The organism is Paenibacillus sedimenti (assembly GCF_014534655.1).
GTDB lineage: Bacteria > Bacillota > Bacilli > Paenibacillales > NBRC-103111 > Paenibacillus_E > Paenibacillus_E sedimenti.
Window position 1 is genome coordinate 348,066 of the sequence record NZ_JACVVD010000001.1, and the last position, 15,417, is coordinate 363,482.

The 15,417-nt window shown below is 52.5% G+C and carries 2 protein-coding genes; both read left to right on the forward strand.

Going from position 1 to position 15,417, the window contains the following annotated elements; translation table 11 throughout:
- Positions 1–14 precede the first annotated feature (14 nt).
- Positions 15–7,709, forward strand: a complete 7,695-nt coding sequence (locus tag ICC18_RS01145; protein WP_188172546.1) for a non-ribosomal peptide synthetase — start codon at positions 15–17, stop codon at positions 7,707–7,709.
- 32 nt (positions 7,710–7,741) lie between these two features.
- Positions 7,742–15,412 carry a non-ribosomal peptide synthetase gene (locus tag ICC18_RS01150; protein WP_188172547.1) on the forward strand — a complete coding sequence of 2,557 codons (7,671 nt, stop codon included), beginning with the start codon at positions 7,742–7,744 and terminating at the stop codon, positions 15,410–15,412.
- Positions 15,413–15,417 lie beyond the last annotated feature (5 nt).

Consider the following 15,417-nt stretch of genomic DNA (forward strand, 5'->3'; position numbering starts at 1 on the left):
CATAGAGGTGAATAATGAAAAAATCAGACACAATCCAAAAAGTATATCCGCTCACGCCCATGCAGGAAGGGATGCTCTTCCATACGATCATGGATCCGGATTCGAACGCCTACCATAACCTGCTCCAAGCCGGCCTATACGGCCGGCTGGATGTCAGCTTATTTGAACAAAGCTTTAATGTGCTCATCGCTGAGTACGATATTTTGCGCACCGCTTTCGTACATCAAAATTTGCAGCGGCCCAGACAGGTCGTTCTAAAGGAAAGATCGATCAAGCTGCACTTTGAACAAATCGATCATCTGTATGAAACGGAGCGTCAGCGTTATATCGAGACGTATATTAGCGAACGGCATGCCGGCCGTTACAACTTGGCTAAAGATATCCCGATGCACATTGCCGTTTTTCAGACGGCTGAGCAGGAATACCGCTTCATCTGGAGCCACCATCATATTTTGATGGACGGGTGGGGGCTGGGTATCGTAATCAACCGGCTGTTTCAAATTTATGAAATGCTGAAGAATAATAAGCCGCTCGAGCAAGAAGCCGTATATCCCTATAGCGATTATATCAAGTGGCTGGAAAAGCAGGATAAGGACGAGGCGCTCGCTTATTGGCAAACGTATTTGGACGGCTATGAACAATCTGCTCATCTTCCGAAAGCGACCGCATCTCAGGATAGCTTGTATAAAAAACAAGAAATCAGCTTCGTTATCGACGAAACGACGACAAGGCGCCTGACACAGCTCGCCGGCAGCTGTCAGACGACGTTAAATACAGTTTTCCAAACGATATGGGGCTTGTTGTTAAGCAAATATAGCTTTACGAACGACGTCGTTTTCGGTTCAGTCGTGTCCGGTCGCCCTTCGCAGGTGCGAGGCATTGAGAAAATGGTCGGATTGTTCATTAACACCATTCCGGTTCGCATTTCCTATCATGGCGATCAATCGTTCAACGGCCTGCTTGCAGAGGCACAGCGCAATACGCTGGCTTCGGAGCCCTATCATTTCGTTCCCTTATATGACATTCAGAGCCAAGACGGTCACAAGCAGGATTTATTCGATCATATCGTTATTTTTGAAAACTACCCGGTCGCCAAAGAACTGCAAAACAACGATTGGGATCATACGCTGGGCTTTGCTATCGGCGATGTGCAGGTCGAAGAGCAAACCAATTACCCGCTCAATATCGTCGTTGCACCGGGCAGTGAGCTTCTAATCAAGCTCAGCTTTGATGCAGCTGTCTATGCTGCGGATTGGATCAGCGGTATCGAAGGGCATATGAAGCAGGTCTTCGCGCAGGTTGCTGCGGATCCCGGCGTGTTGTTGAAGCATATCCAAATCGTGACCGAGCAGGAAAAACGGCAAATTCTTAACTCCTTCAACGATACGGAAATTCGTTATCAGGAGCAGGGGCAATCGCTTCATGCGCTTTTTGAAGAGCAGGTTGAAAAGACGCCGCAACAAACGGCGATCGTTTGCGGAGAGCTGAGCCTGACATACCGGGAACTGAACGAAAGAGCGAACAGCCTCGCACGGAAATTACGGGATAAAGGCATCGGTAAGGACTCTATTGTAGCCATTATGGCCGAACGCTCCTTAGAAATGGCTGTCGGTTTGCTCGCTATTCTTAAAGCCGGCGGAGCCTACGTGCCCTGCGATCCGGAATACCCCGCTGAGCGTATCCGTTACTTGCTTGAAGATAGCGGGGCTCAGATAATCCTGAGCCAAGCAGATTTGATACATAAAATTGGGGAAAGCGGCTGTGAATTCCTGGATCTGCAAGATGAAGCGAATGACACGTCAGATGTCACCGATCTTTCGACAGCAGTTGGCGTGTCAGACTTGGCCTATATGATCTATACGTCAGGTACGACAGGTATGCCGAAGGGTGTCGTGGTTGAACATCAAGCCATCGTGAATACGATCCAATGGAGAAAAGAGGAATACGGCTTCGGCACGGATGACCGAGTACTGTTATTCTTATCGTTTTCGTTCGATGCCTTTGTGAGCAGCTTTTTCGCCCCGCTCGTGTCGGGATCGACGGTTGTGATGGCCAGGGATGAGGAAGCGAAAGATCCGCTAGCTTTGAAAAAGCTAATCACTTCTGCACAGATCACCCATTTTAGCTGCGTTCCCAGCTTGTATGCGGCGATCTTGGAGACGATGGATGCAGAGAAGCCTTCTTTGCTGAAAGCTGTTACTCTCGGCGGCGAGAACATTTCGGCATCCTTGCTGGAGAAAAGTAAACGAATTTTCCCCGGTGCGGAAATCATCAACGAGTACGGCCCGACCGAAAACAGCGTCGTTAGCACCGTATGCCGAAACCTTGAGCCTGGAGTACCAGTGACGATCGGCCATCCGATCGCGAACTCGCAGGCGTATATCGTGGATCAACATCACCAGCTGCTGCCGATCGGGGTCAAAGGGGAATTGTGCGTAGCGGGAGCAGGTCTGGCCAGAGGGTATTGGAACCGTGAAACGCTAACCTTGGAAACATTTATCGATAACTCGTTTGTCCCGGGTACACGCATGTACAAAACCGGCGATTTGGCCATGTGGTTGCCAAACGGCGATATCGAATTCATCGGCCGCATCGACCATCAGGTCAAAATACGCGGCTATCGCATCGAGCTTGGAGAAGTCGAAGAAGCGATTGCAGGACATCGACTGGTGAATGAAGCGGTTGTGATCGATGTTGAAGACGGCGATGGTCAAAAAGCGCTTGCCGTGTACTATACGCTCGAATCGGAGGCGACGGCTGGTGAGCTGAAAGACGATCTGCTGCGGGAGCTTCCGTCCTACATGGTGCCTTCTTACTTTATGCGGATGGAGCGGCTGCCGCTTACGCCAAACGGCAAAGTTGACCGCAAAGCGCTGCCGAAGCCGGACGGAGAGTGGAATTCCGCAGCTTCGTATGTAGCGCCGGCTAACGTGACGGAAGCGAATTTACTGACGCTGTGGCAAGAGATTTTAAAAACGGAGACGATTGGCGTTACAGACAACTTTTTCGAAAACGGCGGTCATTCCTTGAAGGCCATGCTGCTCATATCGAAAATGCATCAGGAACTGAAGGTGGAAGTACCGATCAAGGTCCTGTTCGAGAAGCCGACGATCCGTCAGATCGCCCGTTACATACATGGCGCAGATGAACAAGCTCATAGCGAGATTCGTCCTGTTGATATGCGTGACTATTATCCGGTATCTTCCGCCCAGAAACGGATGTTTGTGCTGAATCGTCTCGATCCTGACGGAACCAGCTCCAATATGCCGGGGGCGATGCTGCTTGAAGGTCCACTGGATGCAGAAAGGCTGCGCGGAGCGTTCCAATCTCTGGTGGCACGCCACGATACATTGAGGACTTCTTTCGATACGGTTGACGGAGAGCCCGTTCAAATCATACATACGCAGGTTGAGCTGATGATTGACATCAAAGAGGCGAACGAAGAGGAGAAGGCGGCGTTGCTGAGCCAATTTATTCGCCCGTTTGATTTAAGCAAAGCTCCTCTGCTTCGCGTGGAGATCGTCCGCTTGGCTGCAGAGCGTCATTTACTTATGTTCGACCTCCATCATATTATCTCCGATGGGATTTCGATGGGGCTTTTAGTCAAGGATTTCATGCTCCTCTATCAAGGGAACAGCTTACCGGAGCTTACGATCCAATATAAAGATTATTCCGTGTGGCAGCGGGAATGGGCCGAATCCGAAGCGATGAAACGGCAGGAGGCTTTCTGGCTCGAGACACTTGGCGGCGACCTTCCGGTGCTTGAATTCCCGACGGATGAGCCGCGACCGCTTGTGCAGAGTTTTGAGGGAGACAAGGTCATCGTCCATACCGGCAAAACATTGCAAGAAGCATTAAACCGTCTGGCGTCGGAATCGGGCGCGACATTGTTTATGGTGATGATGGCGGCTTACAATGTGCTGCTCTCCAAATATAGCAGACAGGAAGATATCGTCGTAGGGACGCCGATTGCCGGCAGGTTCCATCCCGATCTTGGGCCGATTATCGGCATGTTCGTGGGTACGCTGGCGCTTCGCAATCAACCGGAAGGCAAGCTGACCTTTGTCGAGTTTTTGGCTGAGGTCAAGCGGAACCTGCTGCAGGCTTATGATCATCAGGATTATCCGTTCGAGACGCTGGTCGAGAAGCTCGATGTGCGCAGAGATATGAGCCGCAACCCGCTCTTCGATACGATGTTGGTTCTGCAAAACTTCGAGCTTGAATCGATGGAACTGGATGGAATATCGATATCGCCATACCAGATGGACAATCCGATTGCGAAGTTCGACTTGACGGTTGAAGCGAGAGAAGACGAAGCGGGGATTGAGCTTTGCTTTATTTACCGGACCAAGTTGTTTAAGAAGGCGACGGTGCAGCGCATCGCCGAACATTTCCTGAATCTTTTGCAGGCTGCGGTTTCGGACCCCCATCAGACGATATCGCATATGGATATGCTGAGCGAAGCGGAAAAGCGGCAATTGCTCGTCGATTTCAACGACACGGCGGCCCAATATCCGGATAGCATGACGCTGCACGGCATGTTCGAGAAACAGGCTGCATGTTGGCCGGATCGCATCGCGGTCGTCTTTGGCGGGGAACGGATGACCTACCGCGAGCTGAATGAGCGTGCCAACCGGCTGGCCCGGGAATTGCGTTTTTACGGCGTTCAGCCGGACGACCGGGTTGGACTGCTCGTCGAGCGTTCGCTCGATATGATCGTTGGCATACTCGCCACGCTGAAGGCTGGCGGCGCCTACGTTCCGCTCGATCCGGACTATCCGCAGGACCGGCTTCTGTATATGCTGGACGACTGCGGCGCCCGTGTGCTCCTGACACAGCCGCATCTGACCGGTGACGTACCGTTTAGGGGAGCGATGCTGGATATGGGCAATCCGGAACTGTATGGCGGTGATGGCTCGAATCTGAAGCCGGTGAATCAGCCAAGCGACATGGCCTACATCATCTATACGTCTGGTACGACCGGTAAGCCTAAAGGCGTCATGATTGAACACCGCAATGTCGTTCGCTTGATGGTCAATGACCGGATTCCGTTCGATTTTCATGAACGGGACGTTTGGACCGTGTTCCATTCCTTCTGCTTCGATTTTTCCGTGTGGGAAATGTACGGCGCGTTGCTCTTTGGCGGCACCTGCGTCATCGTATCGAAACCGGTGGCCCAGAACCCGAAGGCATTCGCACAGCTGCTGCGGGATGAAGGCGTAACCGTGCTGAATCAGACGCCGACCGCATTCTACTCGCTGATCCACGAGGAGCTTGAACGGCAGGACAACGATCTGCGCGTCCGCTATGTCATATTCGGAGGCGAGGCGCTTAATCCGATCATGCTTAAGCCTTGGAAGGCGAAGTACACGCAGACGCATCTGATTAACATGTACGGCATTACGGAAACGACCGTTCACGTCACCTATAAAGAAATAACGGAAGCCGATATGGAGACCAGCTTAAGCAATATCGGACGGCCGATTCCGACGCTGACGAGCTATATTTTCGATACGGAGAAGCGGCTCGTTCCGATTGGCGTAGCGGGAGAGCTGTATGTGGGCGGAGACGGCGTCGCACGCGGTTACTTGAACCGCGAAGAGCTGACCGCCGAGCGGTTCGTGGCGAACCCGTATAAGCCGGAAGAGCGGCTTTACAGATCAGGCGACCTCGCCAGACTGTTGCCCGGCGGAGAAATGGAATACTTGGGCCGCATCGACCACCAGGTCAAAATTCGCGGCCACCGAATCGAACTTGGCGAGATTGAGACGCAGCTGCTTAAGCACGAAGCCATTCGCGAGGTCGTTGTGATGGCGCTGGACGATGATCAAGGGCAAAAGTTCCTGTGCGCATACTTGCTGTCGGATCGGGAGCTGACGGTATCCGAGCTGCGCGCGCATGCGTCGGAAGATCTGCCGGCTTACATGATACCGTCGCATTTTGTGCGGCTCCCGCAGATCCCGATGACATCTAACGGAAAAGTGGACCGGAAGGCGCTGCCTAAACCGGACGGCGGATTACAAACAGGCGCTGAATACATAGCGCCCCACAGCGAGCTGGAACAAACGTTGGTACAGATCTGGCAGGAAGTACTTGGATCGGAGCGAATCGGAATTCGCGACAATTTCTTCGATCTCGGCGGCGATTCGATTAAGGGGATTCAGGTAGCTTCACGTCTGTTCAAGCACGGTCTTCAATTGGAAATGAAAGACCTGTTCCGCTATCCGTTCATCGAAGAGCTGGTCGAGCTGGTTACGCGGGTCAAAAGGGAGATCAGTCAGGAGACTGTAACAGGGGAAGTCGGTCTGACACCGATTCAGCAGTGGTTTTTCAATGAGCAGTTTGCCGGTCAGCATCACTGGAATCAATCGGTCATGCTGCATAAGCCGGACGGATTCGATTCAGCCTCGCTGGAGAAGGCGCTCCGGCAGCTCGCAGGACACCATGACGCCCTCCGCATGGTTTATACGGAGAAGGACGGACGAATCGTCCAGGTTAATCGCAGTCTGGAAGGCGAAGGCGAGACGATCGGGTTCGAACGTTTCGATTTCACGGGAACGGACACATCTAAGGTTGAATCCCTTATTGCGGCAGAGGCCAATCGCATTCAGCGAAGCTTTGACTTAAGCCAAGGTCCTCTATGGAAAGCGGCTTTGTTCCAAACCGATGATGGCGATCATTTACTGCTTGTCGCTCACCATTTGATTGTAGACGGAATCTCATGGCGCATCCTGTTTGAAGATTTGGCAATAAGCTATGCTCACTCAGCTAAAGGCGAAGAAGCCGTTCTCCAGGAAAAAACGGATTCGTTTCAGTACTGGTCGCAGCGGTTAACGGCCTACGCGGAAAGCAAGGAATTGCTGCAAGAAATTGCTTATTGGAAACAGCTGGAGAACACGCAAGTTGACCGCTTGTATAAAGATTTTGCGGTTGAAACGAGCTTGCTCGGGGAGAGCGCTACGGTTGAAATGACGCTTAGCAGGGAAGAAACCGAACAACTCCTTAAGCATGTTCATCATGCTTACCATACGGAAATGAACGATATTTTGTTAACGGCGCTCGTATTGGCGGTTCAGGATTGGGGACAGACCGACCGGATTGCCGTTCAGCTTGAAGGCCACGGGCGCGAAGAGATCATGGGCGACGTCAATATTTCCCGGACGATCGGCTGGTTTACTTCGATGTATCCGGTCGTGCTGGATCTGAAGGATGCAGGTGATGTATCCGCAGGGATCAAGCTGGTGAAAGAGACGCTCAGACAAATTCCGAATAAGGGCGTCGGCTACGACATTTTGAAATATTTGACGCCGGAAGACAAACGTTCCGGACTTCAATTCAGAATTAAACCGGAAATCTGCTTCAACTATCTGGGTCAGTTCGATTCGGATCTCGCCCATAATGCGTTCGGCCCATCCAAATTTGACATGGGAGAACCGATCAACCCGGATTCCCACCGCACGTATCCGATCATTATGAACGGGATGGCGGCGAACGGCGAGTTGAGCTTCCGCATTTCCTACAGCCCTAGACAGTATGAGGAATCAACCGTAGAACGATTATCTGCCGCTTTCAAAGACCATCTGCTCCTCATCATCGAACATTGTCTGAACAAGGAAGAAAGCGAACGGACAGCTAGCGATTTTAGCTCCAAAGGACTAACGAACGCAGAGGTCGACGATATTTTCGAACTGCTCGGTGAAAAGCTGTAATCAAGACTAGCTCTAAGGAGAGAAGCCGCTGTATGAGCCAATTTAAAAAAGAACACGTCCAAGACATGTATTTTTTATCTCCGATGCAGGAAGGCATGCTGTTTCATTACTTATTGGATCAGGGCAAGTCGAACGCTTACTTCGAACAAATGTCCATCCGCATACGCGGGACGCTCGATATCGGCTTGTTTGAGGCCAGTTTAAACCGGATCGTCCAGCGTTATGACGTGTTTCGCACGGTGTTCCTTTATGAAAAAGTGAAACGTCCGGTGCAGGTGGTGCTGAAGGAGCGGCACATACAGGTCCATTTCGAAAATATCAGCGTAATGCGGGAGCCGGAACTCGGGTCGTTCGTAGAGAGGTTTAAAAAGGAAGATCTGGAGCGGGGATTCGATTTGTCAAAAGACATCATGATGCGGGTCTCCGTCCTTCAGACGGGAGAGTCCGAGTATCAAATCTTTTGGAGCCATCATCACATTCTGATGGATGGTTGGTGCCTTGGCATCATCGTGGGCGAGCTGTTCCAAATCTATGCATCGCTGCGTGAGCAAGAGACGATTCACTTGGAAAGGACGTATCCATACAGCGATTACATCAAGTGGCTGGAGCGCCAGGACAAGGAAGAAGCGAAGCGTTTTTGGGAGGGAGCGCTGTCCGGTTACGAACAGCTGTCTTCTGTACCGCAGCTTTCTATCACGGATACGGACACGTCTGCGACTCCGTATAAGCAGGCCGAGATGACCATCAGGCTCGATGAAAAGCTGACTGCGCAGCTGCAGCAGCTGGCCGGCAGCCAGCAGGTGACGCTCAATACCGTTTTCCAGACAATTTGGGGCATTCTCCTGCAAAGGTACAGTCATACCGGCGATGTCGTGTTCGGTTCCGTCGTTTCCGGACGGCCGACACAAGTTGCCGGCATTGAGAAAATGGTCGGTTTGTTCATTAACACGATTCCGGTACGCGTACGGTCGTCCGCAGATCAAACCTTCCTGAATGTACTGCAAAGCGTGCAGCAGCAAGCACTTGCCGCAGAATCATACGTTTATTTGCCGCTTGCCGACGTGCAGGCGCAAAGTCAGATTAAGGATAATCTGTTTAATCACATTCTCATATTTGAAAACTACCCGGTTGAAGAGTCCGTACAAAACGGGAGTGCAGAAAGCCGATTGGGTTTTGAGGCGACGGATGTCCATATGATTGAACAGACGAGCTATGATTTAAACTTGCTGGTTATGCCGGGGCGTGAGCTGTCTGTTCGAATTAACTATAATGCCAACGTCTATGACGCACAGTTTTTGCGGAGCATGGAAGGGCATTTGAACATCGTGGCCAGGACGATCGTGGAACGACCGGAGCTGCGCTTGCGCGATCTCGTTGTGGTCACCGATGAAGAGCAGCGGCTTCTACTGGACCTGAACGGGACGAAGGAGGAATATCCAAGCCATCTGACGATTCATCGGATGTTTGAGGAGCAAGCCGAGCAAACGCCGGATCGGGTTGCCGTCGTCTTTGGGGAACTGGAATTTACGTACAGCGAGTTGAACGAAAAGGCAAACCGGTTGGCCCGAACGCTTCATGGTAAACAGGTATGTTCGGATCAAGCCGTCGGGATCATGGTGGAACGTTCGCCGGATTTGGTGGTCGGCATCTTGGCGATTTTGAAGGCCGGAGGCGCGTATGTGCCGATCGACCCGGAGCTGCCGGAAGAACGAATCAATTACATGCTTCATAACAGCGGAGCTTCGATTTTGCTCACCCAGAGCCACTTGATCGGAAAGACGGCGTTTGGCGGGGAAATTCTCGATATGACGAACGAGGACGTTTATGGCACTGACGGCAGCAATCTCGAGATAAACGGCAGCGCCGCCGACCTCTTCTATATCATTTATACGTCGGGTACGACAGGGAAGCCGAAAGGCGTTATGCTTGAGCATCGCAATATGGTCAATCTGCTGCATCACGTTTTCCGTCATGACCCGGTAAATTACGGAAGTACCGTCCTGCAGTACACAACGATGAGTTTTGATGTGTGCTACCAGGAAATTTTTTCAACACTGTGTTCGGGAGGGAAATTATATCTGATCGACGGAGACACGAAGCGCGACGTTCATAAGCTGCTTCATTTGATTGAAGAAGCGAATATTAAAGTCTTGTTCCTTCCGGTCTCTTTTTTGAAGTTCATTTTTAACGAGCAAGCATACATTAACCGGTTTCCATCCTGTGTACGGCATATCATTACAGCCGGTGAACAGCTGGTTGTCACGAATCAGCTTCGTTCCTTTTTGCAAAAAAATGGGGTATATCTCCACAACCATTACGGACCGTCGGAGACCCATGTCGTCACCATCTTTCAAATGGAGCCGAGCGGAGACATCCCGGAACTGCCTTCGATCGGACGGCCCATTGCGAATAACGGCATCTATATTTTGAATGACGGACTGCAGCTTCAACCGTTTGGCGCACCGGGGGAATTATTCATTGCCGGGGATAACGTCGGCCGTGGTTACAGAAACAATGACGAGCTGACTGCGGAGAAGTTCATTCAGAACCCTTATCGCAGCGGCGAACGCATGTATCGAACGGGAGACCTGGCACGGTGGATGCCGGACGGCAATATCGAGTTTCTCGGCCGCATCGACCATCAGGTCAAAATCCGCGGACACCGTATCGAGCTTGGAGAAATCGAATCGCAGCTGCTGAACCATCCGTCGGTGACGGCCGCTGCCGTGCTGGATAGGAAAGATGCGCAAGGCGGGACTTATTTGTGTGCTTATTATGTATCGGACCATCCGCTCCAATCGCTGGAGCTGCGGGCGTATTTGCTTAAAGAACTGCCGGAATATATGATTCCGTCGTTTTTCATGGAGCTGCCCAAACTGCCTATGACGCCGAACGGGAAAACGGATCGTCGCGCGCTGCCTGAGCCGGATGGGGATATCCCTAGCGGAACGGCGTACGTACCGCCGACGAATATCGTGGAAGAAGCGCTTGTCGCAATTTGGCAGGAAGTGCTTGGCGCTGGCCGCATCGGCATTCATGACAACTTCTTCAGTCTCGGGGGACACTCTTTGAAAGCGATGACGCTCATGGCACGCTTGAACAAGCATTTTAGCGTCGACATGCCGCTGCGTGCGTTGTTTGAATCGCCAACGGTGGAAGGGCTGGCCCGCAAAATCCGCGAGGCTGAAGAGGCGGATAGCAAAGCGATCCAACCTGCCGGTAATAAGCCGTACTATCCGGTGTCGTCTGCGCAAAAACGGATGTTCGTACTCCAAGACCTGGATGATGCAGGCATCGGCTATCATATGCCGGGCGTGTTTATTGTGGAAGGCGAGCTGGACCGAGACCGCTTCGAGCGGGCGTTCTCTCGTCTCTTAAATAGACATGAAGCTCTGCGCACGTCTTTTGAGATGATGGAAGGACAACCGGTTCAGAAGATTCATGATCAAGTAGATTTCTCGATAGAATTCTCACGACTGAATGATACGGACCGGGATTCAGCTGCACATGCTCGAGACATTGAAAGAGTGGTCGAGCGCTTTATGCGCCCGTTCGATCTGGGGAAGGCGCCTCTGATTCGTGCAGCACTTGTAGAACTGGAGGATCGTCGTCATCTGTTCATGTACGATATGCACCACATTATTTCGGACGGCGTATCGATGTCCGTTATCGTGAAGGAGTTTATTCAGCTGTACAGCGGAGCCTCTTTACCCGAACTGTCCATTCAGTACAAAGACTACGCGGTTTGGCAGCAAGATCAGCTGGATAGTGAACGGATGCGGGAGCAAGAGGCGTTCTGGTTACATTCGTTTGCCGGGGAACTGCCACAGCTGGAGCTGCCTTCCGACTTTCCTCGTCCTGCAGTGCAGAGCTTCGAAGGCGAGCATATACGCCTGGAAGCGGACACAGAATTGCTGGATAGCTTGAAACGTTTGGCTGCGGAAACCGGGACGACCCTGTATATGGTATTGTTCGCTGCCTACAATGTTCTGCTGTCCAAATATTCCGGTCAGGAAGATATCATCGTCGGCACGCCGACAGCCGGACGATCCAATGCGGATCTGGAACATGTCGTCGGGATGTTCGTCGGTACGCTCGCGCTGCGAAGCCGTCCGGAAGGGGCGAAAACATTTCGGACTTTCTTGGCTGAAGTCAAAGAGTATGCCCTTCAAGCCTTTGAAGCGCAGGATTATCCGTTTGAGACGCTGCTCGAGAAGCTCCATATTCGGCGCGATCCCAGCCGGAATCCGTTGTTCGATACGATGTTCAGCATGCAAAGCATCGACTCGGGACTTGGCTCTGATGGCGGTTCTGGTGTGGCGGGACTGACATTGATACCGCACATCTGGCAAAGCGGCGTCGCCAAGTTCGATTTGACGCTCGAAGTGCGTGAAGGTGCGGGAATTCTGGAATTCCAGCTGGATTACAGCACGAATTTGTTTATGAGAGAAACAGCGGAGCGGATGGCAAGCCATTTCATAAGCTTGTTAGAAAAAATCGTGCTGGTGCCGGATTTGGCATTGGCGGAGATAAGCATACTGCCCAATGAAGAAGCATGGCAAATCGCCCGGGAATTTAACGATACATATACCGACTATCCAAGAGACAAGACGATATCGGTTCTATTTGAGGAACAGGCGCATCTGACGCCTGAACACCCGGCGGTCGTTTGTGCGGATCAGAAGCTCACCTATCGGGAACTGAATGACCGAGCTAATTACCTTGCGAGCGAATTGAGGAAACAGGGGGTAGGTCCGGACACGGTTGTTGGCCTTCTGGCTGATCGTTCGCTTGAGCTAATGATCGGTCTGATGGGTATTCTGAAAGCTGGCGGCGCATATTTGCTGCTCGATCTCGAGCTGCCCGAGGAACGGTTAAAATTCATGCTGGAGGATAGCGGTTCCCGCATCGTATTGACGCAGAGCCATTTGCGTCGGAAGGCGCAGGCAACTTTTGCCGAAAACGTGATCGACTTGGATAACGCCACAGCCGGTGGCCATGAAGAGAACTTGGAGCCGCAGAGTGGTCCGCGTGATCTGGCTTATGTGATCTATACGTCGGGTTCCACCGGCAAGCCGAAAGGCGTACTTATCGAGCAGCGCAGCGTCGTGCGGCTGGTCAAAGAAACGGACTACGTGCAGTGGTGCGCGGATGAGCGCATTTTGCAGACAGGAGCGCTTGGCTTCGATGCCGTCACGTTTGAGTTCTTCGGCGCGCTGCTGAACGGAGGTACGCTGTACCTGACCGATAAGAGCGTTATTTTGGATAGCGAAAAGCTCGGCGCGTTTATTGCCGAACACCGCATCACGACCATGTGGCTCACTTCCCCGTTGTTCAACCAGCTTTCGCAGGAGAACGCGGAAATGTTCGCCGGTCTGCGACAGCTGCTGGTCGGCGGCGATGCGTTATCGCCGAGCCACATTAACCACGTGCGCAGTAAGTGCCCCAACCTGCATCTGATTAACGGCTACGGGCCGACGGAAAACACGACGTTCTCCACAACGTTTCCGATTGAACGCGATTTCGAGAGCAGCATCCCGATCGGGCGTCCGATCAGCAATTCCACCGCGTACATCGTGAACAAATACAACCAGCTGCAGCCGATCGGCGTACCGGGCGAGCTGTGCGTCGGCGGCGACGGGGTGGCGCGCGGGTACGCGGATCGGCCGGAGCTGACGGCCGAGTCCTTCGTGCCGAACCCGTTCGTCCACGGAGAGATGATGTACCGGACCGGCGACCTGGCGAAATGGCTGCCGGACGGAACGATCGAATATAGAGGCCGCATCGATCAGCAGGTGAAGATCCGGGGGTACCGGATCGAGCTGGGCGAGATCGAAGCGGAACTGATGAAGCATCCTGCCATGAAGGATGCCGTCGTCATCGCCCGCGAGGACGCGAACGGGCAGAAGTTCCTGTGCGCCTACATCGTGGCGGAGCTGGAGCTGGGTGCGCCGGAAGTAAAGGCGTTCCTGGCGCAGGAGCTGCCGTCCTACATGGTGCCGTCGTACATCGTGCAGATGGAAAAGCTGCCGCTGACAGCCAACGGCAAAATTGACCGCCGCGAGCTGCCTGAGCCGGATGGCGGATTGGGCTCCGTAGCGGAGTATGCAGCGCCAAGGAATGAGACCGAAGAGCGGCTCGCCGCCATCTGGCAGGACGTACTTGGATTGCCGCAAGTCGGCATCCGTGACGACTTCTTCCTGCTCGGCGGCCACTCGCTGAAGGCGATGACGCTGCTGGCGCGGTTCAAGCAGCAGCTGCAAGCGAACGTACCGCTGCGTGTGCTGTTCGAGTCGCCGACGATTGAGGCGCTCGCCCTGCAAATCGCACAGGCTGAAAGAGAAGCTGAGGCGGCACTTAAGCCGGTGGAGCAGCGCGATTATTACCCGGTTTCTTCGGCACAGAAGCGAATGTTTATTATGAGCCAATTTACAGGCTCGGGCACAAGCTATAACATTCCAGGCGCCATGTTTATCGAAGGCGAGCTGGATTTGGATACATTCGAGCAAACGTTCCGCCGCTTGATCGACCGTCATGAATCTTTGCGGACATCTTTTGAAACGATTGGCGGCGAAGCGATGCAAATCGTGCATACGGATGCCCATTTTCAGGTTGAGTACGCCAGAAGTACAGAAGACGGGCTGGAAGCCATCGCCACGGACTTTGTACGGCCATTCCATTTGCAAAAGGCGCCGCTGCTGAGAGTGAAGCTTGTCCATATAAGTGCTCAGCGTTATTTGCTGCTGTTTGATATGCACCATATCGTTTCCGACGGTGTGTCGATGAGCATTTTGCTCCACGATTTTGCTCGTCTGTACCACGGGGATGTTCTGCCTGAGCTAACGGTCCAATATAAAGATTTTGCCGTTTGGCAAAACCGAATGCTCGCTTCCGAATCGATGCGTATTCATGAGTCGTTCTGGCTGGAGACGTTCTCCGGCGAGATTCCGGTACTGACGCTGCCGACCGATTATCCGAGACCTTCGGTGCAAAGCTTTGAAGGGGATGCGGTTATTGTCAGAACAGGTCAGCAATTACACGAACAAATACACAAGCTGGCGTCCGAATGCGGGGCTACGTTTTACATGATTATGCTTGCCGCTTATCAAGTGCTGATTGCCAAATACAGCGGACAGACGGACGTCGTCGTCGGCACACCGGTTGCAGGCAGGTCGCATGCTGAAACGGAGAACATTCTAGGCATGTTCGTCAATACGCTCGCCATACGGAGCCGACCGGAAAGCGGCAAATCGTTCGGGCAATTTTTGGAGGAAGTGAAACGAACCTTATTGCTTGCTCTGGAACACCAGCATTATCCGCTGGAAATGTTAATCGATCGATTGGAGCTGCGCAGAGATTTAAGCCGGAATCCGCTCTTCGATACGGTTTTCAGCGTTCAGAACCAGGAGTTGCAGGCATCGGAGTTTGCCGGTCTTAAATTCGAGCCTTACCAAAGGGATAACCAAATCGCACAGTTCGATTTGTCCTTCAAAGCTTTCGAGGATGAGGGCGACATCGTGGTCCATGCGGAATTTGGCACGTTATTGTTTAAAAAAGAGACGATTGAACGGATGATGGACGATTATCAATCGTTGCTGCGGCAGGTTACCGAAAATCCGGCCATTCTGCTCGGCGAAATCGCGCTGCAGCGCTACGACAAGCTGGAAAATGTGCTGCAGGGTGAAGTGGAGTTTCTATTTTAGGAGGA